Genomic DNA, 22,920 nt, shown 5'->3' with positions numbered 1-22,920 from the left:
TTGCTGGAAGTATACGCTACTTCGCAGAGAACTTGTATATTATTGTGTGATGCATTGTTTCGCCGGGCAAAAGCGTCACGGACGGGAATCCGGGATGGTTGGGCGCGTCCACGTAGCCGTGTGCCTCCAGGCAGAACCCGCACCGGGGTGCGTACCGCGCACCGTCGCGGCCCGGCAGCCCCTCGGGGATATGGTTCCCCGAATAGAACTGGACACCCGGATGGGTGGTCCAAACCTCCATGGTCCGCCCGGACGCCGGGTCGTATACCGTGGCTGCGGTCTTCAACCGATCGGAGCCGTCGTCCAGCACGAAATAATGGTCATACCCCCGGCCCACGGACAGGGGGGCGCTCTCTTCCATGATCCGCGCGCCCACAGCCTCGCCGGACCGGAAATCAAAGGGGGTGCCCGCCACCCCGGCCAGCCCGCCCGTGGGGATCAGGGCGGTGTCGGTCTCGAGGATGCGCCCGGCGGGGATGGACAGCCTGTGATCGAGACAACTCGACCCGGCCCGGCCCGAAAGATTGAAATAACTGTGGTTGGTCATGTTGACCGGGGTGGGCTTGTCCGTTTCGGCCACAAAGTCGAGCCGCAGCCCGTCTCGCAGCAACGTGTAGTCCACCCGCGCCTCGACGGTGCCGGGATAGCCCTGCTCACCGTCCGGGCTGGTGCGCGTCAACCGCAGTCGCGGCCCGTCCGGGGTCTCCTCCGCCTGTGCGTTCCAGACCCGGGCATGGAACCCCCTGGCCCCGCCGTGCAGTTGGTGGTCGCCGTGATTCCGGTCAAGGGCGTGTTCCGCGCCGTCCAGGGTGAACCGGGCATGGCCGATGCGGTTGGCAACGCGGCCAACTATGCACCCGAAATAACAGGAATCATTGATGTACCCGTCCACCGAATCATAGCCCAGAGTGACGTTGGCAGTGTTGCCGACGCCGTCCGGGACCATCATCCGGACGATCACGCCGCCATAGGTGGCCACGGAGACCTCCAGGCCGTTGGCGGCAAGGGTGTACAGGTGCACGGGCCTGCCTCCGGCCTCGCCCCATGCTTCGCGGCGGATGGTCATGACTGCCTCCTCGGTCCGCTTGATCCCCGCACCAGCAGCTCGGTGGGCAGGGTCACGGTCTCGGGCATGAAATCCTCCCCCGCCTCGAACTGCTTGAGAAGCAGGGACACGGCGGTGCGGCCCATCTCCAGGGCGGGCTGGAAGACCGTGGTCAGGGGCGGCTCGATGAGGGCTGCGGCGGGCGTGTCGGAAAAGCCCACCAGGGCCACGTCGTCCGGAATGCGCACTCCTGCCTCCTTGAACCGCGCGAACAACCCCACGGCCACGGGGTCGTTGATGGCCAGGATGGCCTCTGGCAGTTCGTCCAGGGCCAGATAGCGGTCGGCACCCCGACGACCGTCCTCCTCTCTGTAGCCGCCGTTGAGATGAAACTTCTCCTCCAGTTCGAGGCCGTTGTCCCGCAGGGCGTCGCGGTATCCCTCGAACCGGGCCCGGTTCAGGGCGATGCCCTCCTGCCCGGCCATGTGCCCTATGCGCCGGTAACCGGCCTCGGCCAGATGGGTCACCGCCCCGTAGGCGGCGGCGTAATCGTCCACCACCACCTTGCTCGTGGGCAGCTCCTCCACCACCCGGTCGAACTGGACCAGGGGCACGCCGTGCCGGATGGCCGTGGACAGGTGCTCGAAACGGGTGGTCTCGGACGAGATGGCGATGAGCAGCCCGGCCACCCGATTGGCGAGCATGGCCTGGGTGTTGAGAATCTCGCGGTCCAGGGTCTCGCCCGACTGGCAGACCATGATGGTGAAGCCGTGCTCGTAGGCGATCTCCTCGATGCCGCTGATCACGGTGGAAAAGAAGTCGTGGCGGATCTCCGGCACGATGACGCCGATGGTGGAGCTGCGCTTCTTCTGCAGGGACTGGGCGAGCTGGTTGGGCTGGTAGTGATACTTTTCGGCGGCCTCGGCCACGCGCCGTTTGGTGGCCGGGCTGATGTCCGGGTGGTCGCGCAGGGCGCGGGATACCGTGGACGGCGAAACCCCGAGCTTGCGGGCCAGGTCCTTGATGGTCAGCGGGCTCATGCCCCCCCTCCCGGGCGGATGACGTCGATGCCGGGCTTGCGGATGCGAAGCGGCAGCACGGAACCGGAGCCGAACACGGTCTCCATGAACCCCGCGTACCCCGCCACCCGGTCCACCGGCACATAGGCCTGGATGGTCCCGGCAAAGCCGCCGCCCTGGATGCGCCATGCCCCATCGTCCTTCAGGAACCGCCGGGTCAGGACCAGGGCCACCGGTATGGGCTGGTCCAGGTAATCCTTGGTGGAGATGCAGTTCTGGTTGAGCCGCCAACAGGAATCGCCGGACTGCCGCACCAGGTCGAGATAACCGGCCATGTCGCCGCGCCTGAGGGCCTCGGCCTGGGCCAGGGCGCGGTCCGATTCCTCGATGAAGTGAATGAGCCGCAGAAGCGGCCGGTCCCCGGCCTCACGCCGGATGCGGGCGGCGTTGTCCAGGACCTGGCCCATGGTCAGGCCGCGCGCCTTGTCCTGGCCGAGCACCCGGGCCGCCTTCTCCATCTCCGCCGGGATGGCCGCGTATTCCGGGGTCAGGTCGGCGTGGCTGCCGCCGGTATCCACCACCACGAGCTGATACCCGGTGGCCGCGAAGTCGAAGTCCACGGGCGTGACCAGGGGCGCGTCCGGGCTGCCGAAGTCGATGGACAGGATGCCCTGGGCCGCGCAGGCGAGCTGATCCATGAGCCCGCACGGCTTGCCGAAATAGGTGTTCTCCGCCTCGCGCCCGACAACGGCCAGTTCCACGGGCGTGCGCCGCCCGTCGTTGTACAGCCGGTTCAGGACCTGGCCCATGCAGACCTCGAAGGCCGCCGAGGAGGAAAGCCCGACACCCAGCGGCACCTCGCCGTCCACCCAGGCGTCGAAGCCGCCCACGTCCCAGCCGCGGGCCTTGAACCCGGCGGCCACGCCGCGCACCAGGGCGGTGGTGGTGTTCTCCTCTTCCGCCCGGTATTCGAGATCGCCCACGGCCACCTCCACGATCTCGGAAAAACCGCGCGAACGGACCCGGATGACCCCGGAGCCGGTAGGCGCGGCTGCGGCCAGGATGTCGAAATCCACGCCGGCGGCCAGGACCACGCCGTGGTTGTGGTCGGTGTGGTTGCCGCCCAGTTCGGTGCGGCCCGGCGTGGTCACCAGCAGGCAGTCGCGGTCGCCGCCCCACTCCTCCATGCGCGCGAGCAGGGAACGATACCGCTCCTGCTGGGCCGTAATCCGGTCCCCGCCGTAGAGCGCGGCCAGGGTCGCGTCCAGCTGCCCGCTCGTCACGGCGCGCAGGATGGCGGACACGGAATCCATCACAGGCCCTCCATGTAGTGGACCTCGGACTGCTCGCGGATGCGGGCGGCGGCGGCCTCGGCCGTCAGGTCGCGCTGGGGCATGGCCATCATCTCGTAGCCGACCATGAATTTCTTGACCGACCGGGAGCGCAGCAGCGGCGGATAGTAGTGAAGATGGAAATGCCAGTGGGGATGGTCGCCGCCGTCGGTGGGGGCCTGGTGAATGCCCATGGAATAGGGGAACGAGGTCTGGAAGATGTTGTCGTAGCGAACGTTCAGGCGGACCATGGCGTCGGCCAGGTCACGCTGCTGGGCGTCCGTCATGTCGAGGATGGTCCCCATGTGGACCTTGGGCAGGATCATGGCCTCGAAGGGCCACAGCGCCCAGTAGGGCACCAGGGCGACGAAGGTGTCGTTCTCGAACAGGACGCGCTCGCCGAGCCGCAGCTCGACGTCGAGGTAGCCGCACAGCAGGCAGCCGCCCTTTTCCCGCAGGTGACCGGCCTGGCGACGGTCCTCGGCGGCGGGGTACATGGGCACGGACCTTGTCGCCCATATCTGGCCGTGAGGGTGGGGATTGGAACAGCCCATGACGGCTCCCCGGTTCTCGAAAATCTGGACGTAGCCGATGTCCTCGCGCCCGCCGAGGGAGGCGAACTCGTCGCACCACAGGGCCACCACTGCGGCCGCCCGGTCCACGCCCAGGCGGGCCATGGTCAGGTCGTGGCGCGGGGAATAGCAGATGACCCGGCAGATGCCCGATTCCGGCTCGGCCACCAGCAGGTCCTCGCCGGTCTCGATGGGCCCGGCGGGCGTATCCGGCAACAGGGCCGCGAAATCGTTGGTGAAGACAAAGGTGTCGGTGTAGTCGGGGTTGACCGCGCCGCCCGCGCGCACGTTGCCGGGGCACAGATAGCATCGGGCGTCATGGGGGGGCAGGGTCGCCGTGTCCGGCGCCTCCTCCTGTCCCTGCCAGGGCCGCTTGGTTCTGTGCGGGGAGACCAGCACCCACTCGCCGGTCAGTTGGTTCAGCCGCCTGTACGGATGGTCGTCGAAATTCATGGCTTCCCCGTCCACGGAATCTCCCGATGCACTGTGCAAAACACACCCAGCCACGCCCTTTCAGGCCGTTGCCGCAAACGTTACCGCAAACGTTTGCGTAACGGCACAAAAAAAGCACATTCAGGTCACCCTGTCAATGAGGGGACGCGGAAAAAGCCGTTCAATGAACCGGTATTCAGTTCCCTTCGCCGCCCAGTACGACGCCGTACCGCCCGCTCTCCTTCAACCGGCGCAATCCCGCGTTGAACCGGGCCATTACGGCCTCGGCGTCGCGCAGCCGCCGGGAAATGATCAGGTGATTCGTCTCCTCGAAGATGGAACGGGGATGGTAGGTGATCAGCGCCGCCTCACCGGTGCGGAGCTGGTGTTTGAGCACGTGCAGGCCCACGTCCAGATTGCAGGCGTAGATGTCCACCCGCCCGGCCGCCAGCTTGCGCATGCCCGAGGCGTAGGACTGGGCGATGTCCACCTTGCCTCCGCCCGAGGACAGTATGTCGTCAAAGGGGAATTCGTCGGCGCTGCCCAGCGTCACGGCCACGCGCATGTCCTTGATGTCGGCCAGCGTCTGCCAGTCGAACGCGTGGTCGCGGCGGTGAAAGAAGACCCGCCTTGAGGTGAAGATCGGGTCGCTGAACAGGAAGAACTGCTCCCGTTCCGGCGTCCTGAGCCATCCCGAGGACCCGATGGCCGGGCCGTAGCGGGCCGTCTGCATGGCGCGAATCCAGGGCTGGTATAGGAATTCAACGGACAGGCCGACCAGCTTGAAACTCTCGGCCACGACCCGATTGCCCATCCCCCCGCCGGGCAGGGACTCGGAAAAAAAGGGAGGCCATTCCCCGCTCGTCAGGAGAACGGAATCCCCTGCCCGGGCCGGGACGACCGGGAGCGTGATCAACAGAAGCAGTCCGAACAGGAAGCCCATGTTGATTTTCGACACCCTTTTCACCTCCGTGCGAACGGTCGGACCGACCTCCGTCCCGACAATGCATTACCCTATGAACATTCTAGCCGCTCGGCACCTGGGACAGGACCTGGCCCACCACTGCCGCCGTGGGCACGGAAAAACACAGCCGGGCCGAGGTTTCGCCGAAGAACACGTCCATGAACACGGTCTCGCCGTGCTGAAAGCTTTCCCCTGCGGCTGCGGTCACCAGCGGCAGTTCCGTGGTCTCGGACAGGTCGAAATCCAGGGGGATCATGCCCTCCCGCTCCGGGCCCATGTCCGCCGTGGACAGGTTGGACAACGCGTCCGCCAGGGGGTTGCACGCGGGGACGGCCACCGGCAGGTAGAGCCGGTCGAATTGGAAGAGGCAGACGTCGTGCTCATCCAGGAGCGTGGCCTGCGGATCCACGTCAAGCGTCTGGAAAAGATAGGGGCCCTTGTCGCCGAACTCGATTCTCCGGCCTTGATCGCTCATGAACGGCCCCCTAGTCCACGTAGGAACAGCAGTAGTCGGTGACGGACGCGACCCTGAGCTTGAATTTCGAATCGCCCTTCACCTCGAAGGTCTGGCCGCCGGAAAAGGAAACCCATTCTTCGGAACCGGGCAGGAGCACGCTCAACTCCCCGGACAGAATCTCCATTACTTCGGGCTTGGCGGTGCCGAACTCGTACTCGCCGGGCAGCATGATGCCGAGCGTCTTCACGCTTCCGTCCGCAAAAGTGACGGCCCGGCTGGTGACTTTGCCGTCAAAATAGACGTTGGCGGCCTTGGTGACCGTGACATTGGTGAATTCGGACATGACGTTTTCTCCGCTTGGACGTTATTTGCAGACAGGATGTCTCCCACTTGCGCGGGCGCGAATAACAGATATACTGAGTCGTACCAGCCACCGTCAACCTATGAGGGAACAACACATGAAAAAGATACGCTTCGGCATCCTGTCCACTGCCAAGATAGGCAGGACCAAGGTCGTCCCCGCCATCCAGCACTCCGAGCTGTGCCGGGTGGACGCCATCAGCTCCCGGACCATGGAATCCGCCCGGGCTGCGGCGGACGCGCTGTCCATCCCCAAGGCGTATGATTCCTACGAGGCGCTTTTGGCCGACCCGGACATCGACGCCGTGTACATTCCCCTGCCCAACCACCTGCACGTGGCCTGGGCCATCAAGGGGCTGGAGGCGGGAAAGCACGTGCTCTGCGAAAAGCCCATCGGCCTGAACACCAGCGAGGCCAACGAGCTGATCAACGCGGAGGGAAGGCACCCCGACCTCAAGATCATGGAGGCGTTCATGTACCGGCATCACCCGCAGTGGGTCGAGGCCAAGCGGCTGGTGGACGTTGGGGAGATCGGAGAACTCAAGACCATCCAGTCCTTCTTCTCCTATTACAACGCCGACCCGGACAACATCCGCAACAAGGCGGACATCGGCGGCGGGGCCATGATGGACATCGGCTGCTACAACATCTCCCTGTCCCGCTTCATCTTCGACGCCGAACCCAGCCGGGGCATCGGCTTCATGGAGCGCGACCCGGAATTCGGCACGGACCGTCTCTTCTCCGGCATGCTCGACTTCAAGGGCAGGGTGTCCTCGTTCACCTGCTCCACCCAGCTGGCCGACTACCAGCGGGTGAACATCTTCGGCACCACCGGGCGCATCGAGATACTGATCCCCTTCAACGCGCCCCCGGACAGGCCGTGCGCCCTGATCCTGCAGCGGGACAACGTCCCGGAGGACGAACAGCTCAGGACCATCACCTTCGACATCTGCGACCAGTACTCCATCCAGGCCGACGTGTTCGCCAGGGCGATCCTCGACGACACGCGCGTGCCCGTCACCCTGAACGACGCCTACGCCAACATGCAGACCCTCGAGCGGCTCATGAAGAGCGCCGAGGACGGGACCTGGGTGCGCTGCTAGGGACAGGGCGGAAAGAAAAGGACAGCGCCGAGAGGCGGCCTATCCGCTCAGTGAAGCGAAACTGACGAGCTTGTGCCGTTCCTCGTCCCACAGGTTCAGCTTCAGCGATCCCATGCTTTTCAGCAGGGTCAGCGGCGGGACCGTCTGCATCGCCGGGGTGGCGTCATAGCTCTCCTGGAGCCGGTAATTCGGGATTCTCGGCAGCACATGATGCACGTGATGCTGACCGATGTTGCCCGTGAACCACTGCAGGACCTTGGGGAGCTTGTAATAGGAACTGCCGTCCAGGGCTGCCTTCACGGGGTCCCAGTCGTCCTGGTGCGCCCAGTACACCCCCTCGAACTGGTGCTGCACGTAGAACAGCCACACGCCCACCGCCCCGGCGATGAGCATGATCGGGACCTGGATCATCAGGTAGATCCTGAAGCCCATGGTCAGACCGGCCAGGGCGATCAGCAGCACGATGGCCACGTTGGTGAGCATGATGCTGAAGCGTTCGCGTTTCCCGTCCCCCTTGTGCGAGAAGCGCTGGGTGACCAGAAACGAGTACCCCGGGCCGACCCCCAGGAACACGAACGGGTTGCGGTAGAGCCGATAGGCCAGGCGCTTGGCCGGAGAGAGCGCCCGGTACTCGTTCACCGTCAGCGTCCACAGGTCGCCCACTCCCCGTTTGTCCAGATTGGCGTAGGAGCCGTGATGAACGAGGTGGGTCCGCTGCCAGTAGGCGAACGGGGTGAACGTCAAGAAGCCCGAGACATAGCCCAGGATCGTGTTGGCCCGATGCGAGGCGAAGAATGAACTGTGCGCGCAATCGTGAAAGATGATGAAGATGCGTACCAGCAGCAGGGCTGCCGGGATGAACAGCGGAAAGACCAGGTAATAGGGCACTGCGCTCTTCAACAGATATATGAGCAGTCCCCAAAGTCCGAAATAGGGCAGGAAGGTGTTCGCGATCTGCCATACGGCCGGGCCAAGTTCCGGCTTTGCGAACGGTTTCAACGAGGTCCGCAAAGCCTGTATCGAGAGTTTGCCGGTATCATTCATATCCATACTCCCAAGTTGCCCCCCTGACGAAGCAGGGGGAAGCCCTGTCCATAAACCAAACATAGACAAATTGAACACCTGCATCAAGAGGGGGGGGCGCTGTTTGTTCGGTGCGCCGGGTCCGGGGAAACGATCCCGCAACGGACCAGGCCCCCGGCGCATTCGCGCCAGAGGCCTGATATTCCTGTTCTCTTCAGCCTGAACGCGCACTCGCGCGATCAGGCCCGTGAATTCACTTCGGGCGCATTTTGTTCGGATCGGCAGCAGGGCGACGGGAAAAACCGGCCGTCACCGCCCGCTGCGCCGCTTCTTCACTGCGACGCGCAGGGCTCGCAGGATGTCGTCGCCCTCCACCGGCTTGGGAACGTATCCGTCCATGCCGCATTCCAGAAACCGTTCCCGGTCCCCGGCCATGGTATAGGCCGTCAGGGCGAAGATGGGGATGTCCCTGTTCTCCTCGCCGGCCAGGCCTGCGCGGATGTGCCGGGTGGCCTCCACGCCGTCCATGTCCGGCATCTGCACGTCCATGAACACCGCTGCGAATTTTTCCCGGCGCAACGCGTCCAGGGCAAGGGCGCCGTTGCCCACGGCCTCGACCGAGCACCCCGCCCTTTCCAGCATCCGCTGCCCGACCATGGAATTCACCCGGTCGTCCTCGGCAAGAAGCACCCGGAGCTGCACGGCCACGCCGGCGGAGTCGCTCGCCTCCTCCGCCCGGATATCCGCCGCGGCCAGGTCCTGATCGAACGGGATGGACGCATAAAAGGTGCTCCCCCTGCCCGGCTCGCTCTCCACGGCCAGGGTCCCGCCCATCAACGTCACCAGCCGCCTGCAGATGGAGAGCCCCAGGCCCGCTCCCTGATACTTCCGCGTATACCCCCGGCTGCCCTGGATGAAGGGCTCGAACAGGGATTGCAGGACATCCTCTTCGATGCCTATGCCGGTGTCGGACACGCTGAAAAGAACGCGGTGCACGCCGGGACGATGGGCCTCCACCCGGACAGCATCCAGCCTGACACCTCCCTTGTCGGTGTATTTGAGCCCGTTGCCCACGAGGTTGGTGAGGACCTGATGGAGCCGGGCGCTGTCGCCGATGACGTACTCCGGCACGTCGGACGCCACGGAGCAGGCAAGGGTCAGCCCCTTCTCGTCGAACAGCGGGCGGAAGAGGCCTTCCAGTTGGCGAAGAAGGGTCGGCAGGTTGAACATCTCCATTTCCAGGGTCAACTTGCCCGCCTCCACGCGGGACAGGTCGAGGATATCCGACAGGAGCCGGTTCAGCCGGGTCGCGGAATCGATCCCGGCCTGCGCGTACTCCGCCTGGACGTCGTCGAGCGGCGTCATCTTCATCAGGGAGAGCATGCCCTTGATGCCGTTGAGGGGGGTGCGGATTTCGTGGCTCATGTTGGCCAGAAACTCGGACTTGGCCCTGTTGGCCGCCTCGGCCTCTTCCTTGGCCCTGACCAGCCGGTTGTGGATGCGCTTGATCTCGGCCAGGCCCACGTCCACGCAATACATGAACTTTTCGCCCCGGGAAGTGTCCTGCATGACGTGGGACGAGTACACCGGGACCGGGCTGCCGTCCTTGTGCACCAGCTCCAGTTCGCCGGGCGGGATGGGCGGACCGCCCCTGACCCACTCCCGATGCATGGCCTTGACCATGTCGCGCATGGGTTCGGGGATGATCAGTTCCTCCAGCAGCTTTCCCATGGCCTCGTCGCGCGTATAGCCGTAGAGCTCCTCGCTGGCCGGGTTCCAGTAGACCACGCGGCGGTCCCGATCGTATCCCTGCACCGCGATCATGGTCACATCCTCGAAGATGTTCCTGAACCGCTGCTCGCTCTCCCGGATGGCCTCCTCGACCCGCTTGCGGTCCGTGATGTCCATGGCCACGAAGGTAGCCCCATCGAACGGGTTATCGGGGTTCAGGAAGGTGATGGTGACCAGAACATCCAGAACCGTGCCGTCCTTGCGCCGCCACTGCGTTTCCAAGGCCACCGTCTTGTCGCCGCTCATGGCTCCGTAGGCTTCCTGCCCGGCCTTTTGATAGGCCTCCTCCGTGGCGTATACCTTCCGGCTCCCGCTTCCGAGCAGTTCCTCCTTGGAATAGCCGAGCATGTCGAAGAAATGATCGTTGGCCTGGGTGATGACGCGATCCTTGACCACGCCGATGCCCACCCGGGTGGCCCGGAAGATGCTGTTCAGCTCGGCCTCCCTCTTTCTGAGGGCCTGCATGGATTTGCGCTGTCCGGTCACGTCCATGACGTGGCAGAGAACCCGGTCCACCTCGCCGTCGGGGCCGGGCAGCGGCACCGTGGTCAGGACAAAGGTCCGGTCGCTGTCCTCGAGATATGTTTCCGTGGTGCAGACTTCGCCCGAGCTCATGGTTTCCAGGGCCGGGCAGCCCGGGCACCGGCGGGAGCTGTTCATCAGAAACCGGTAGCAGGAAGCGCCGATCGGTTCCCGGTCCGGGAACATGCTGCGCAGATGGTCGTTGACCCACTCGATGGACAGGTCGCGGGCCAAAAGCATCAGCCCGACCTTGAGCGCAGACAGTATCTGGTCCAGCTTGTCCCGCTCGGCCAGGACTGCAGCCTGCAGCTTCATGCGCTCCGTGGTGTCCCTGGCGATGAGAAAGACCCCGGTCACCTCGCCGGAATCATCCCGGCGCGGCGTGTACCTGACGTCCATGTGCCGCAGCCCCGCCCCCGGGAAATCCTGCCACCGCTCGAACACCACATCGTGGCCCTCCAGGCACCGGGCCAGATACCTGCGGACACCCGCGTCCATGGACCCGCCGACCACGGTCGGCAGATCGGTCGCAAGCAGCCGGTCGCGCCGCTCGCCCCAGTAACGGCAATATTGAAGATTGGCTGCTTCATAGCGCAAATCCCTGTCCACCAGGGCAACGATATCCTGGGACTGATCGAAAAATTCCTGAAGCTCACGTATATTCATAATCGCTCACCCCGATTGACGGACTTGTACCGGAGAGTTGAATTTACATGTTATACTGATTGATTTTTTCGGCAAAAGCAAAACCTCACTTCATTTTTCCGATCGGCATCTCGACGAGCGGTGCCGGAACGGGTAAACTGGACTGATCCGGTCGGGCAATCCACTTTCGACCGATAAGACATGGAGATACGCATGCGATTCAAAAAATATACTACTCAGGCGGAGCTGGCCGCCTTTCTCAGGGAGTTGGCCGAGGCCGTGGAAAACGGCGGCACAGGCGAATTCGAATGCGTCGACGCCTTCAGCAAGATGAAGATCGGCGTACGCAACGAGTACGGCCGCCTGCGCCTCAAGGTCAGGGTCGAGACCCCGGCCACCTGCACGCCCGGATACGAAGGGACCGAAGCCCGGCCCGACTACGAGACACTCAAGAAACGGATGAAGTCCAGCTTCAGGATGCTGGTGTCCATGATCCACGACGGGCAGACCCCACCGGCCGAGGCCGTGGAATCCTTCCTGGCCGACTCCGGCCTCATGGTCACCTATCCGGGATATGGCGACGAGTTTTACGAGAGCTACTCCCGATGCTGCGCGGCGTTCAAGGAGGCCTTCGAATCCGGCGACGTGGCCAGGATGCACGAGGCCGTCGACAATCTGGTCCACGAGAAGGGCCGCTGCCACGCCAAATACGCATGATCTGTGGAAACCATTGATTTCGGCGGGCTTTCGAACGTATGGACATACGCATGGAACACACGGACCAAAGACGGCAGGGACAAAACCAAAGCGGGCCCGAACGGGGGCCGCGCATCCTGTTCTTCAGCGGCGGGACCGCCCTGCGCGACACGTCCGGGGAGTTGATCCGCTCGACGCACAACTCCATCCACCTGGTCACCCCGTTCGACTCGGGCGGCAGTTCCGCCGTGATCAGGCGGGCCTTCCACATGCCCGCCGTGGGCGACATCCGCAACCGCCTCATGGCCCTGGCCGACCAGACGGCCCCGGGCGGGCCGGAAATCTTCGCCCTCTTCACCCACCGCCTCGCAAAGGACCGGGACCAGGCCGAGCTGCTCCGCGAACTCGAAAGCATGGCCGAGGGCGAACATCCGCTGATCCGGCACATCCCCGACCCCATGCGCACCATCATCCTCGTCCATTTCCATCGCTTTCTCGCCGCCATGCCGCCGGACTTCGATCTCAAGGGAGCGAGCCTCGGCAACCTGGTGCTGACCGCCGGATATCTCTCCAACCGACGGCGGATCGACCCGGCCATCGAGATCTTTTCAAGGCTGGCCCGGGTCCGCGGCGTGGTTCGGCCCATCCTGGGCCAGGACCTGCACCTGGCGGCCAGGCTCGAGGACGGCCGGGTGGTGGTGGGCCAGCACCTGCTGACCGGCAAGGAGGCCGACCCGCTCGCCTCGCCCGTCCAAGACGTCTGGCTGACCGCATCACAGGACAGCCCGGAGCCGGTGACGCCGTCCATCAGCGCCGAGACCGAAAAGCTGATCGCCGGGGCGGACCTCATCTGCTTCCCGCCGGGCAGCTTCTACACGAGCATCGTCGCCAACCTGCTCCCCCGGGGCGTGGGCAGGGCCGTGGCCGCCGCCCCCTGCCCCAAGGTGTTCGTTCCCAACACCGCCGCTGATCCGGAAAATCTCGACCTCGGCGTGGCCGCCCAGGCCCGCGTTCTCGCCGAGACGCTGCGCCGAAGCGGCGCGCCCGCCGACCGGGCCGTCCTCACCGCCGTGCTCATCGACTCGAAAAACGGGCCCTACCCCAACGCCGTCGATCAAGCCGCCCTTGTCGACCAGGGCCTCGAAGTCGTGGACCGCCCCCTGGTCAGCCCGGAGAGCGCCCCGCTGGCCGACCCCCGGCTCCTGGCCGAAGCCCTCCTCTCCCTGAGTTGATCCCCGGGCGGACGGCCCGCCATCACGAGCCGCGCGCAGCCGGAAAGGCAAAAGAAAAGGGCCCGCAAATGCGGGCCCCTCGATTGTGTGTCGTGTCTGCCGGAACTACTTGATGAAGAGCATTTCCTGATAGCTGGGCAGGGGCCAGAGGTCGTCGGCGACCACGCCTTCCAGCGCGTCGGCCACTTCGCGGATGGCGAGCATGGCGGGCAGGACCTTGGTGCACTTGTACTTGGCTTCCTCTTCCACGGACTTGAAGGAGTCCTTGGCCACCAGCTTTTCCAGGGCAACGATGCTTGCCTGCAGATCACGCAGCAGGTCGGTGACTTCCTGCAACAGGGTGGTGCGCGGCTTGATGCCTGCGGCCTTGATGGCGGCGGCGGTTTCGGCCAGCTCGCCCTGGTAGCGGATGGCGGCGGGCAGGATGATGGTCTTGGCGACCTTCACGGTCATCAGGGACTCGGTCAGGATATGCTGGTTGTACTGCTCGTGGTAGACTTCGCAGCGGGAGTGCAGTTCGTCCTTGGACAGGACCTCGTACTTCTCGAAGACCTTGACGACTTCCTTGTCCACAATGGCGGGCAGGGCGTCGGGCGTGGTCTTGAGGTTGGGCAGTCCGCGCTTCTTGGCTTCCTTCTGCCATGCATCGGCATAGCCGTCGCCGTTGAAGATGACGTGGCCGTGCTTTTTCATGATGCCCTGGATGACCTTCTGGCAGGCCTCGTTCAGGGAGGTCTTCTTCTTGAGCAGCTTCTCGATCTCGTCGGAGATGTAGTCCAGGGACTCGGAGAGGATGGTGTTCAGGGCAACCTGGGCACCGGCGATGGACTGGTTGGAGCCCACGGCGCGGAACTCGAAGCGGTTGCCGGTGAAGGCGAACGGGGAGGTGCGGTTGCGGTCGCCGGAATCCATGGGCAGGGCGGGCAGGGTGTCCACGCCGACCTGCAGGCAGCCCTTGGACTTGCAGCCCTTGAGGTCGCCCAGTTCGATCTGGTTGAAGATCTCGGCCAGCTCTTCACCGAGGAAGATGGAGATGATGGCCGGGGGCGCTTCGTTGGCGCCCAGGCGATGGTCGTTGCCTGCGGTGGCGACAACGGCGCGCAGCAGCTTGGAATATTTTTCCACGGCGCGGATGGTGGCGGCGGTCACGGCCAGGAACTGCATGTTCTCGTGCGGGGTGTCGCCCGGGGAGTACAGGGAACCCTGGGAGGCGGTGGAGATGGAGTAGTTCAGGTGCTTGCCGGAGCCGTTGATTCCCGCGAAGGGCTTCTCGTGCAGCAGGCAGGCCATGCCGTGTTTCTTGGCCACGGATTTCAGCGTGGTCATGACCATCTGGTTGTGGTCGGTGGCCAGGTTGGACTGCTCGTAGACCGGGGCGATCTCGAACTGGCCGGGGGCCACTTCGTTGTGGCGGGTCTTGACCGGCACGCCCAGCTTGTAGAGTTCACGCTCCACTTCCATCATGAAGGAGAGCACGCGGCGCGGGATGGCGCCGAAGTAGTGGTCGTCCAGCTCCTGGCCCTTGGCGGGCTTGGCGCCGAACAGGGTGCGCCCGCAGACCATCAGGTCCGGGCGGGCAAAATAGAAGTTGCGGTCCAGGAGGAAGTATTCCTGCTCGGGGCCGGCGTTGGAAACGATCATTTCGCCGTCATCGTGACCGAAGAGGGCCAGGAAGCGGCGACCGGCCTTGTTCAGGGCCTGGTTGGCGCGCAGCAGCGGGGTCTTCTTGTCCAGTGCGTGGCCTTTCCAGGAGACGAAGGCGGTGGGGATGCACAGGAATGTGCCGTTGGGATTTTCCAGGATGTAGGCCGGGTTGGTCACGTCCCAGGCGGTGTAGCCGCGGGCTTCGAAGGTGGCGCGCAGGCCGCCGGACGGGAAGGAGGAAGCGTCGGGCTCGCCCTGGATCAGGAGCTTGCCGTCGAACTCGGCGATGGCGCCGCCGTCGCCGTCGGGGGACAGGAAACCGTCATGCTTCTCAGCGGTCAGGCCGGTCAGCGGGTAGAAAACGTGGGTGTAATGGGTGGCACCCTTGGAAATGGCCCATTCCTTCATGGCGGCCGCAACCGGACCGGCGATGGAGGGATCCAGTTTCTGGGCGGCCTTCTTGGTGGCCATCAGGGATTTGTACACTTCCTTGGGAAGCATGTTCTTCATGACGCTGTCATTGAAGACGTTGGACCCGAAGATCTCCGTGGGAGTGGTCTCGGCAAAGTTCAGGGTCTCCACTTTCGGAGTGTAGTTGGTGACCGCGTTGATCGCGTTCTGACGAGTCTGGTATCCGCTCATGTAAATGCTCCTTCCAGGCTATTGAAATGTATTTTCCGGTTCTCCCGGAATGGCAAGGGCGCCTGACCCTTTATGGTCTAGGCGTTCCTCTTACCAAGGTCCGTGCCAAACATTATAAAGTCAATAATAGCAGATAGATAAAAATTGACGGCCGTCACCGAAAATCGACAAAGCTACGAAAATGTATTTTCAGGCGGTTTTTTGCGGTTATTTTTTTACATTTTTATCAAAAACAAAATCGACCAGTTTAAAACACCTTGTTTTACTTGGTTTTTTAGATGACATAAATGCGAATATCCGCAGTTCACAAAAAAGGCGTACCGGATAGAGCCGCGCAAAACGCCCTAAAAGGGGGCGGGAGCATGAAATTCCATGGGCTGCCGTGTGGCGGGGTGGCGGAACCTGAGGGTGCATGCGTGGAGCTTGAGCTGACCCGGCCCGGTGCCGGTTCCGTAGAGCCGATCGCCCACGATGGGCACGCCGAGCCCCTTCTCGTGGGCCGAGTGCAGCCGGAGCTGGTGGGTGCGCCCGGTAAGGGGCATGAACTCCACGCGCGTGCGGCCGTTTTCCACACCGAGCCTGCGCCACCGGGTCACGCCCTGCTTGCCCTTGTCCGGATCGTAAACCTGGTAGGGACGGTTGTCCGGGTCCAGGCGGAACTTGAGGTCGATGACGCCGGACTCCCCGTCCACGAGGCCGTCGAGCAACGCGATGTACCGCTTGCCCACCAGCTTTTCCATGAACTGGATGGACAGGGTGCGGTGGGCCGATTCGGTCAGGGCCAGGAGGAGCAGCCCGGAGGTGTCCTGGTCGAGGCGGTGCACGGACGGCTGGTCGATGCAGCCCGGGTACAATTCCTTGACCCGCGCGGCCGCGCAGTCCTGGTTGGCCTCGCCCTTGCCCGGCACGGACAGCAGCCCGCTCGGCTTGTTCACCACCACGATGTGCTTGTCTTCAAAGACGACGTCGAGTCCGGGGGGAATATGCATCACGCCTCCATCCCGCAGAGCATGAACCCGAGGATGCGGCCGCACTTGTCCAGGCAGGAGGGATAGAACTTCCCGTGCTCCCTGGAGCCGGACCGGTTGGTGCGGCCGAAGTAGAATTCGGCCATTCCCAGGGGGGTCAGCCCGTGCAGGGCGGCGTAGCCGAGCAGCTTGGGCGCGCAGCAGTCGCCGGTGCCCGTGGGCACGCCGGTCTCGCCGTGCACGGCCAGGGGCAGCGGGAGTTGCTCCCCGCGAAAATTGGGCAGCCGGAACATGGCGTGGATCGCCCCCATGAGCACCTGGGACGCTTTCTTGCGCTTGTAGATCAGCACCCGCCGCACCGGGGAGTCCGAGGGCAGCCCGGCGATCTCCCGGCCCATGGCCTTGATGCGCTGCTCGCCCTCGAAGGTGTCCGCCCGGAACCGCTTCACATCGAGGAGCGGGGGGACCCAGCCGTCCACCTCCCAGACGGAATTGTACTGGCCGGAAAAGGCCTTGAGCACGCCGGTGCGCCCCTTTCCGTCCCGCACCGCGAGCACGCCGAACATCTGTCCGCGGGCCTCGCCGAACAGGTAGCCGGTGGAGAAGCGCGGGTCAGGCTCTCCACTGTCGAAATCGATGCGCCCTTCCCGCTCCATGCGCGCAAACAGGGCCAGGGCGGGTTCCCGCGCCGGCCCCACGGGCAGGACGTGCTCCCCCCCGCACCGGGCGCACGCCCCCCGGCAGGCTATGGTCGGGTCGTGTTCCCCGGGAAGATCGATCAATTCCATCATCATAATAAGAAACCCCGTCGCGGGTTGCGCGCGACGGGGCGAGTGTACACGGTCCGGCCGCGATGCGCTATTTGATCTTGAGGCCGTCGGAACCCAGGAACTTGACGGACAGGATCTCGTACTCGATCCGGCCGCGGGGGGCGTCGACGATGATCTCGTCGCCCTCTTCCTTGCCGATAAGGGCCTGGCCCATGGGCGAGAGGACGGAGATGGAGCCGTTCTTGTGGTCCGCGTCGTCGGGGCCGAGCAGGGTGAACGTCTTCACTTCCTCGGTATCAATGTCCTCGACCTCCACGGTGGAGCCGAAAATGGCCCTGTCGCTGGACAGGGAGTCCAGGTCCAACACGTCGAACAGGGGCATGCGGGAATTGATGTAGGTTATGCGGGCTTCAAGCATGCCCTGGCGTTCGCGGGCGGCGTCGTAGCCCGCGTTCTCGGACAGATCGCCCTCTTCGCGCGCTTCCTTGATGGCCTGGATGATGGCCGGGCGCTGCGCCTTGAGGTCGGTCAATTCCTGGGATATCTTCTCAAAGCCCTGCTTGGAAATAGGGATGCGATCCATGTTTCAAAACCTCACTGACTGATTTCTGGCGAAAAAAGTAAAAAAAAGATGCATGCCGCGCTGCTCCCGTTTGAAAAGCTGCGCGGCTGCACTCACGTCATTCACTCTTGACAAGCCCTTGGTTAGCCCATCCGGCTCCGCTGGTCAAGTCCACCCGGATCGGCCCCCTGCGGGCGGGGAGGAATCCCGCAGGCGGGAAAAGCCAGGAATCGGTTGACACGACCCCGGATTACGGTCCAAAAATAGACTTTTCGGCAGGTGTTTCTGCCGTTGTCGGTATTGAAAAAAACCCGGAGGGAACCCCGTTCCCGAGGAAACCATTTCGGAGGATGAGGATGTTTAAGATTCGTACCCTGGCAGCGTTTGCGCTGAGCATCTGCCTGCTCGCGGCTCTGGGCTGTTCGTCCGAGCCCAAAAAGGAAGAGGCCAAGACCGAAGCCCCGGCGCCCGCCGCCGAAGTGAAAAAGGATGAGGCCAAGCCCCTGACCATCGGCCTGATCCTTGTCGGCCCATACAACGACAAGGGCTACAGCCAGGCCCAGTATGAAGGCTGCAAATACGTGGAAGCCAAGATGGGCGCCAAGCTCGTCTACCTGGACAAGGTCAACCCGGCTGATCGCCCCGGCCTGACCATCCCCCAGGTGGCCGACGACCTGATCGAGAAGGGCGCCGACCTGATCATCGCCGGTTCCGACGACATGAAGGACGGCATCCTGGAAGCCGCTGCCCAGCACCCCGACAAGACCTTTGTCCACGTCTCCGGCGACGCCGTCTGGACCGGCAAGGCCCCGGCCAACCTCGGCAACCTGTTCGCCAAGATGGAATACTCCAAGATGATGGCCGGTTTCACCGCCGCCATGACCACCCAGACCGGCAAGATCGGCGTGGTCGGCCCCCTGGTCAATGAAGAGACCCGCCGCCTCATGTCCGCCGCCTACCTCGGCGCCGCCTACGCCTGGACCGAAGTCCGGGGCAAGGACCTCAAGGACCTGTCCTTCAACGTCAAGTGGATCGGCTTCTGGTTCAACATCCCCGGCGTGACCTCCGACCCGACCCAGGTGGCCGGTTCCCTGATCGACGCGGGTTACGACGTGCTCATCTCCGGCATCGACACCCCCGAGGCCGTGACCGTGGCCAAGCAGCGCGCCGCTGCCGGCAAGAACGTCTGGGCCCTGCCCTACGACTTCGAGAAGGCCTGCGAGGGCCAGGGCAATGTCTGCCTCGGCGTGCCCTACTTCAACTGGGGCCCGGGCTTCCTGCGCATCGCCAAGCAGGTGGCCGACGGCTCCTACAAGCCCGGCTTCGAGTGGGATGGTCCCTACTGGGCCAACTACAACGACCCCGACCTGTCCCCGGTGGGCTTCGCCCGCGGCGAAGGCATGACCGAGGGGACCAGGGACGCCCTGGACACGTTCATCGCCAAGCTCGGCTCCGGCGAGGTCAACCTGTTCACCGGCCCGCTGAACTACCAGGACGGCACCCCGTTCCTGAATGAAGGCGAGACCGCCACGGACAAGCAGATCTGGTACATGCACCAGTTGCTGCAGGGCATGGAAGGACTCTCCAGCGCCGAATAGCCTCCGTATCGGATACACATGATCGTATTAGACGACATACATAAGCATTACGGCCGGGTTCGGGCCAACGACGGCATCAGCCTGACACTCGAGCCCGGCCGCATCTATGCCCTTGTCGGGGAAAACGGCGCAGGCAAGTCCACGCTCATGCGCGTGCTGGCCGGGCACACCCGGCCCACGTCCGGCACCCTGACCTTCAAGGGCGAACCCCTGACCTTTCTCACGCCCACCCTGGCCCGTGAAAAGGGCGTGGGCATGCTCTACCAGGACCCCCTGGACTTTCCGGCCATGCCGGTCTGGGAGAACTTCCAGCTCGGCGCGCCCAAACGGTCCAAGTCCGAGGTGGTGGACATCATCGGCGAGCTGTCCTTCCGGCTGGACGCCTGCTTCCTGCCCGACGAGCCCGTGTCCTCCCTGACCGTGGGCGAGCGCCAGCTCCTGGAACTGCTCCGGCTCCTCGACCTGGGGGCCACCACCCTGATCCTGGACGAGCCCACCACGGGCATCACCCCGGAACAGAAGCGGGACCTCTTCGACCTGCTCATGAAGCTGGCCCGCGAAGAGGGGCACACCATCATCCTGGTCACGCACAAGCTGTCCGAGGCTTTCGAGATGGCGGACTCCATCTTCGTCATGCGCCAGGGCGCGCTGGTGGGCACCCTCGAGCCCCCCTACGACGAGAAGAAGCTGGTCCACCTGATGTTCGGCGACGCCGCCGACGGGGTCGAGGACGGGTTGCCCGACCTGGTCGCCGACGCACCCCCGCGCCTGATCATGCGCGACACCCTGTTCGCGGGACCGAAGTACTCCATGGGCGGACTGAATTTCGAAGCCGGGCCCGGCGAATGCATCGGCCTGGCCGGGCTGGACGGCTCGGGCCAGGAGCTGTTCCTGCGCGGGCTGTGCGGCCTGGACCGCATGCCCGGCGGGTCCCTGACTCTCGACGGCGTCACCTACCGCTCCAACGACTTCCCCACCCTGCGCAGGGCGGGCGTCCAATTCGTGCCGGCGGACCGGCTGCAGATGGCCCTGTTCCCGGCGCTGAACCTCATGGAGCACATCACCCTGGCCTTCCCGGACCGCAAGGACGGCCTGGACGAATTCTACCGCGACCAGTGCGTGGACAAGTTCAACCTCCAGGCCCACCCCGACACCCAGGCCGTCGAGCTGTCCGGCGGCAACCAGCAGCGGCTCCTGCTCTCGCTCATGCCCGACGCGGTCAGGCTCCTGCTCATGGAGCACCCTACGCGCGGCCTGGACGCGGGCTCGGCCAAGCAGGTCTGGAACCACCTCAAGGGGCGGTGTGCGGACGGGGCCACCCTGATCTTCTTTTCCCCGGACCTGGACGAGGTCCTGGAGCACAGCCACCGGGTCGTGGTCTTCTATGACCGGGCCCTGGCCGCAGTGGTCGAGGGCGACGACATCAACATGGAAACCGTGGGCGCGCTCATGGCCGGCAAGACCTGGGAAGACATCCGGGAGGCGCGCTCATGAACCGCGAATCCCTCCTGGCGCAGACCGGCTGGTTCCTGGCCGCCCTGGCACTGGCCCTGCTGCTGACCGTCATCGTCTGCCTGCCCCTGGGCGCGCCGCCGCTGGAGACCATCTACGTGCTCTTCAAGGGCGGCCTGGGCTCCCTGTCCAAGTTCGGCCGGGTGCTGGCGGGCTGGGTGCCGCTGACCCTGTGCGCCGTGGGGCTGCTCATCCCGTTCACGGCCCGGCTGTGGAACATCGGCGTGGAAGGCCAGGTCATCATGGGGGCCATCTTCTGCACCGCCGCCCTGCGCCCCTTTGACGACGGCGGGGCCCTGCACATCGGGCTGGCCCTTTGCGCCGCCATGGTCGGCGGCGCGTTCTGGGCGCTGTTGTCCGGGCTGCTGCGCGTGTTCGGCCGGGTGCATGAAATCTTTTCCGGCCTGGGGCTCAACTTCGTGGCCCTGGGCGTGACCCTCTGGCTCATCTTCGGCCCGTGGAAACGGCCCGGCGTGGCCTCCATGTCCGGCACCGAGCCCCTGGACATCTCCCTGTGGCTGCCCCGGCTGGGCGCCCTGTCCGTGAGCTGGGTCGGCCTGGTCCTGGCATTCGCCGCCATCCTGGCGGTCTACGTCCTGCTCCACCGCTCCCGGTGGGGGCTCAAGATGCGCGCCGTGGGCGAAAACCCCAAGGCCGCCACCCTGTTCGCCCTGGGGCCGCGCCGCCGGTTGCTCCAGGCCTTCATGCTCTGCGGCGCACTGGCCGGGCTGGCCGGCGCCACCCAGGTGCTGGGCGTCTACCACCGGCTGCTCCCGTCCATCTCCTCCAGTTACGGGTACACCGCCCTGATGGTCGGCATGATGGCCTCGTTCCGGCTCCCCCTGGTGCCCTTCATCTGCCTGTTCTTCGCCGTGCTCAACGTGGGCTCCATCCAGCTGCCCCTCCAGATGGGACTCGACTCCTCCCTGTCCGGCGTCATCCAGGGCGTCATGGTCCTGTCCCTGTTCATCATCCAGGGGTTGCGGCTGTGGCTCAAACAGAGAAAGGGGGCCGACTGATGGAAACATTCGCATTCACCGTGGCCGCGGTTCTCATGGCGGGCGCGCCCCTGGTCCTGGCGACGCTGGGTGAAACGCTCACCGAGAAGGCGGGCATCATCAACCTTTCCCTGGACGGGTCCATCCTGCTGTCGGCCATGGCCGCCTTTGCCTGCGCCGCCACCTTCGACTCCCCGTGGCTCGGCGTGCTGGCGGGCGCGGGCGTGGGCGCGGCCATCGCCGGGGCACTCGGCCTGATCGGCATCTTTCTGGGCCAGTCCCAACTGGCCGTCGGCTTCATCCTCACCCTGCTCTGCCGCGACCTGGCCTACTTCCTGGGCCACACCTTTTCCCGCCAGCCCGGACCGGACCTCGGCCTGTGGACCATCCCCGGACTGGGCGACGTCCCGCTGGCCGGGCCGATCTTCGGCTCCCAATCCCCGGTGGTCTACCTCAGCCTTTTCGCCATCGGATTCTGCTGGTGGTGGATGTACCGCACCGAGGGCGGCATGCGGCTCCGGGCCGTGGGCGAATCCCCGCGCGCGGCCTTCGGGCGCGGCATCCGGGTGCGCCTGGTCCGCCTGTATTACTGCCTGGCCGGGGGCGCGCTGGTGGGCCTGGCCGGTGCGGCCTATTCCCTGGCCGTGAAGCCGGGCTGGGGCCGCCCCCAGGGGTGCGAGGGCGCGGGCTGGATCGCCCTGGCCATCGTCATCTTCGGCGGCTGGCATCCGGTACGCGGCGCGCTGGGCGCGTTCTTCTTCGCCGCACTCCAGGTGGCGGGCATCCACCTTCAGGAAATCTTCCCCTCCATCCCGGCCCCGGTCTTCCAGGTGGCCCCCTTCCCCATGATGATCCTGACGCTGCTCGCCGTGAACATGGGCCGCATGGGCTGGGTACAGGACATCGTCCGCCGCCACCCGCTGTTCAAAAAATGTTCGGGAGCCTGGCCCATAGAGGCCCCCGCCGCCCTCGGCCAGGATTTCGACCCCAAAAAAGGATTGTAATCGTCGGTCTATAATTGACTCCGCTGATCA

At 64.8% G+C, this 22,920-nt stretch carries 20 protein-coding genes; 7 read left to right on the top strand and 13 right to left on the bottom strand.

Annotated elements, in window-relative coordinates; all coding sequences use genetic code 11:
* Positions 1 to 16: 16 nt before the first annotated feature.
* The 7 genes from OO730_RS12325 to ppnP form a co-directional block, all read right to left on the bottom strand.
* Positions 17 to 1,066 carry an aldose epimerase family protein gene (locus OO730_RS12325; protein ID WP_264981765.1) on the bottom strand — a complete coding sequence of 350 codons (1,050 nt, stop codon included), beginning with the start codon at positions 1,064 to 1,066 and terminating at the stop codon, positions 17 to 19.
* Positions 1,063 to 2,085 (bottom strand): LacI family DNA-binding transcriptional regulator, encoded by a 1,023-nt coding sequence (locus tag OO730_RS12320; protein WP_264981764.1) that lies wholly within the window; start codon positions 2,083 to 2,085, stop codon positions 1,063 to 1,065. The genes OO730_RS12325 and OO730_RS12320 overlap by 4 nt, the downstream gene beginning before the upstream one ends.
* Positions 2,082 to 3,377 (bottom strand): galactokinase, encoded by a 1,296-nt coding sequence (locus OO730_RS12315; protein ID WP_264981763.1) that lies wholly within the window; start codon positions 3,375 to 3,377, stop codon positions 2,082 to 2,084. The genes OO730_RS12320 and OO730_RS12315 overlap by 4 nt, the downstream gene beginning before the upstream one ends.
* Positions 3,377 to 4,420, bottom strand: a complete 1,044-nt coding sequence (locus OO730_RS12310; RefSeq protein ID WP_264981762.1) for a UDP-glucose--hexose-1-phosphate uridylyltransferase — start codon at positions 4,418 to 4,420, stop codon at positions 3,377 to 3,379. Before OO730_RS12310 ends, OO730_RS12315 begins: the two co-directional genes overlap by 1 nt.
* A gap of 175 nt (positions 4,421 to 4,595) precedes the next feature.
* Positions 4,596 to 5,357, bottom strand: a complete 762-nt coding sequence (locus tag OO730_RS12305; RefSeq protein WP_264981761.1) for a substrate-binding periplasmic protein — start codon at positions 5,355 to 5,357, stop codon at positions 4,596 to 4,598.
* 67 nt (positions 5,358 to 5,424) lie between these two features.
* Positions 5,425 to 5,838, bottom strand: coding sequence for a hypothetical protein (locus tag OO730_RS12300; RefSeq protein WP_264981760.1), 414 nt, complete (start codon positions 5,836 to 5,838; stop codon positions 5,425 to 5,427).
* A gap of 10 nt (positions 5,839 to 5,848) precedes the next feature.
* Positions 5,849 to 6,163, bottom strand: a complete 315-nt coding sequence (ppnP, locus tag OO730_RS12295; RefSeq protein ID WP_264981759.1) for a pyrimidine/purine nucleoside phosphorylase — start codon at positions 6,161 to 6,163, stop codon at positions 5,849 to 5,851.
* Positions 6,164 to 6,278: 115 nt separating this feature from the next.
* On the opposite strand from ppnP, the gene OO730_RS12290 reads away from it, so the two are divergent.
* Positions 6,279 to 7,283 (top strand): Gfo/Idh/MocA family protein, encoded by a 1,005-nt coding sequence (locus tag OO730_RS12290; RefSeq protein ID WP_264981758.1) that lies wholly within the window; start codon positions 6,279 to 6,281, stop codon positions 7,281 to 7,283.
* Between the two features lie 39 nt (positions 7,284 to 7,322).
* On the opposite strand, the gene OO730_RS12285 is transcribed toward OO730_RS12290, so the two are convergent.
* Together OO730_RS12285 and OO730_RS12280 are read right to left on the bottom strand one after the other, a co-directional pair.
* A complete protein-coding gene (locus tag OO730_RS12285; RefSeq protein WP_264981757.1) occupies positions 7,323 to 8,327 on the bottom strand; it encodes a fatty acid desaturase in 1,005 nt (334 codons plus the stop codon).
* A 288-nt stretch (positions 8,328 to 8,615) separates the two neighbouring features.
* Positions 8,616 to 11,285 carry a PAS domain-containing hybrid sensor histidine kinase/response regulator gene (locus tag OO730_RS12280; RefSeq protein WP_264981756.1) on the bottom strand — a complete coding sequence of 890 codons (2,670 nt, stop codon included), beginning with the start codon at positions 11,283 to 11,285 and terminating at the stop codon, positions 8,616 to 8,618.
* A 192-nt stretch (positions 11,286 to 11,477) separates the two neighbouring features.
* Here OO730_RS12280 and OO730_RS12275 point away from each other — a divergent pair, with 192 nt between their 5' ends.
* Both OO730_RS12275 and OO730_RS12270 read left to right on the top strand, forming a co-directional pair.
* Complete coding sequence (locus OO730_RS12275) at positions 11,478 to 11,981, top strand: GAK system XXXCH domain-containing protein (RefSeq protein WP_264981755.1); 504 nt, start codon at positions 11,478 to 11,480, stop codon at positions 11,979 to 11,981.
* Between the two features lie 50 nt (positions 11,982 to 12,031).
* On the top strand, positions 12,032 to 13,192 hold the full coding sequence (locus tag OO730_RS12270; RefSeq protein WP_264981753.1) for a GAK system CofD-like protein: 1,161 nt from the start codon (positions 12,032 to 12,034) through the stop codon (positions 13,190 to 13,192).
* Positions 13,193 to 13,297: 105 nt separating this feature from the next.
* Here OO730_RS12270 and OO730_RS12265 read toward each other — a convergent pair whose 3' ends face one another.
* The 4 genes from OO730_RS12265 to greA form a co-directional block, all read right to left on the bottom strand.
* Positions 13,298 to 15,478, bottom strand: a complete 2,181-nt coding sequence (locus tag OO730_RS12265) for a glutamine synthetase III family protein (protein WP_264981752.1) — start codon at positions 15,476 to 15,478, stop codon at positions 13,298 to 13,300.
* A 344-nt stretch (positions 15,479 to 15,822) separates the two neighbouring features.
* Positions 15,823 to 16,467 (bottom strand): RluA family pseudouridine synthase, encoded by a 645-nt coding sequence (locus OO730_RS12260; protein ID WP_264981751.1) that lies wholly within the window; start codon positions 16,465 to 16,467, stop codon positions 15,823 to 15,825.
* Positions 16,467 to 17,240, bottom strand: a complete 774-nt coding sequence (locus OO730_RS12255) for a hypothetical protein (RefSeq protein ID WP_264981750.1) — start codon at positions 17,238 to 17,240, stop codon at positions 16,467 to 16,469. The genes OO730_RS12260 and OO730_RS12255 overlap by 1 nt, the downstream gene beginning before the upstream one ends.
* 64 nt (positions 17,241 to 17,304) lie before the next feature.
* Positions 17,305 to 17,799 (bottom strand): transcription elongation factor GreA, encoded by a 495-nt coding sequence (gene greA / locus OO730_RS12250; protein WP_264981749.1) that lies wholly within the window; start codon positions 17,797 to 17,799, stop codon positions 17,305 to 17,307.
* Between the two features lie 335 nt (positions 17,800 to 18,134).
* Here greA and OO730_RS12245 point away from each other — a divergent pair, with 335 nt between their 5' ends.
* From OO730_RS12245 to OO730_RS12230, 4 genes are read left to right on the top strand one after another with little or no spacing between them, the layout of a single operon-like run.
* Entirely contained in the window at positions 18,135 to 19,376 is a 1,242-nt protein-coding gene (locus OO730_RS12245; protein WP_264981748.1) for a BMP family lipoprotein, read from the top strand.
* A gap of 18 nt (positions 19,377 to 19,394) precedes the next feature.
* Positions 19,395 to 20,870 carry an ATP-binding cassette domain-containing protein gene (locus OO730_RS12240; protein ID WP_264981747.1) on the top strand — a complete coding sequence of 492 codons (1,476 nt, stop codon included), beginning with the start codon at positions 19,395 to 19,397 and terminating at the stop codon, positions 20,868 to 20,870.
* Positions 20,867 to 21,907, top strand: coding sequence for an ABC transporter permease (locus OO730_RS12235; RefSeq protein ID WP_264981746.1), 1,041 nt, complete (start codon positions 20,867 to 20,869; stop codon positions 21,905 to 21,907). Before OO730_RS12240 ends, OO730_RS12235 begins: the two co-directional genes overlap by 4 nt.
* Positions 21,907 to 22,890 carry an ABC transporter permease gene (locus tag OO730_RS12230; RefSeq protein ID WP_264981745.1) on the top strand — a complete coding sequence of 328 codons (984 nt, stop codon included), beginning with the start codon at positions 21,907 to 21,909 and terminating at the stop codon, positions 22,888 to 22,890. Before OO730_RS12235 ends, OO730_RS12230 begins: the two co-directional genes overlap by 1 nt.
* Positions 22,891 to 22,920 lie beyond the last annotated feature (30 nt).

The organism is Pseudodesulfovibrio portus (assembly GCF_026000375.1).
Lineage (GTDB): Bacteria > Desulfobacterota > Desulfovibrionia > Desulfovibrionales > Desulfovibrionaceae > Pseudodesulfovibrio > Pseudodesulfovibrio portus.
The sequence above is the reverse complement of the archived record's forward strand: the minus strand, read 5'-3'. Positions and strand labels throughout refer to the sequence as shown.

What these genes read in the sequence shown, in the direction of transcription:
- OO730_RS12325 (WP_264981765.1), bottom strand. Translation starts at nt 1,066, where the DNA reads ATGACCATCCGCCGCGAAGCATGGGGCGAGGCCGGAGGCAGGCCCGTG.
- OO730_RS12320 (WP_264981764.1), bottom strand. Translation starts at nt 2,085, where the DNA reads ATGAGCCCGCTGACCATCAAGGACCTGGCCCGCAAGCTCGGGGTTTCG.
- OO730_RS12315 (WP_264981763.1), bottom strand. Translation starts at nt 3,377, where the DNA reads ATGGATTCCGTGTCCGCCATCCTGCGCGCCGTGACGAGCGGGCAGCTG.
- OO730_RS12310 (WP_264981762.1), bottom strand. Translation starts at nt 4,420, where the DNA reads ATGAATTTCGACGACCATCCGTACAGGCGGCTGAACCAACTGACCGGC.
- OO730_RS12300 (WP_264981760.1), bottom strand. Translation starts at nt 5,838, where the DNA reads ATGAGCGATCAAGGCCGGAGAATCGAGTTCGGCGACAAGGGCCCCTAT.
- ppnP (WP_264981759.1), bottom strand. Translation starts at nt 6,163, where the DNA reads ATGTCCGAATTCACCAATGTCACGGTCACCAAGGCCGCCAACGTCTAT.
- OO730_RS12290 (WP_264981758.1), top strand. Translation starts at nt 6,279, where the DNA reads ATGAAAAAGATACGCTTCGGCATCCTGTCCACTGCCAAGATAGGCAGG.
- OO730_RS12285 (WP_264981757.1), bottom strand. Translation starts at nt 8,327, where the DNA reads ATGAATGATACCGGCAAACTCTCGATACAGGCTTTGCGGACCTCGTTG.
- OO730_RS12280 (WP_264981756.1), bottom strand. Translation starts at nt 11,285, where the DNA reads ATGAATATACGTGAGCTTCAGGAATTTTTCGATCAGTCCCAGGATATC.
- OO730_RS12275 (WP_264981755.1), top strand. Translation starts at nt 11,478, where the DNA reads ATGCGATTCAAAAAATATACTACTCAGGCGGAGCTGGCCGCCTTTCTC.
- OO730_RS12270 (WP_264981753.1), top strand. Translation starts at nt 12,032, where the DNA reads ATGGAACACACGGACCAAAGACGGCAGGGACAAAACCAAAGCGGGCCC.
- OO730_RS12265 (WP_264981752.1), bottom strand. Translation starts at nt 15,478, where the DNA reads ATGAGCGGATACCAGACTCGTCAGAACGCGATCAACGCGGTCACCAAC.
- OO730_RS12260 (WP_264981751.1), bottom strand. Translation starts at nt 16,467, where the DNA reads ATGCATATTCCCCCCGGACTCGACGTCGTCTTTGAAGACAAGCACATC.
- OO730_RS12255 (WP_264981750.1), bottom strand. Translation starts at nt 17,240, where the DNA reads ATGATGATGGAATTGATCGATCTTCCCGGGGAACACGACCCGACCATA.
- greA (WP_264981749.1), bottom strand. Translation starts at nt 17,799, where the DNA reads ATGGATCGCATCCCTATTTCCAAGCAGGGCTTTGAGAAGATATCCCAG.
- OO730_RS12245 (WP_264981748.1), top strand. Translation starts at nt 18,135, where the DNA reads ATGTTTAAGATTCGTACCCTGGCAGCGTTTGCGCTGAGCATCTGCCTG.
- OO730_RS12240 (WP_264981747.1), top strand. Translation starts at nt 19,395, where the DNA reads ATGATCGTATTAGACGACATACATAAGCATTACGGCCGGGTTCGGGCC.
- OO730_RS12235 (WP_264981746.1), top strand. Translation starts at nt 20,867, where the DNA reads ATGAACCGCGAATCCCTCCTGGCGCAGACCGGCTGGTTCCTGGCCGCC.
- OO730_RS12230 (WP_264981745.1), top strand. Translation starts at nt 21,907, where the DNA reads ATGGAAACATTCGCATTCACCGTGGCCGCGGTTCTCATGGCGGGCGCG.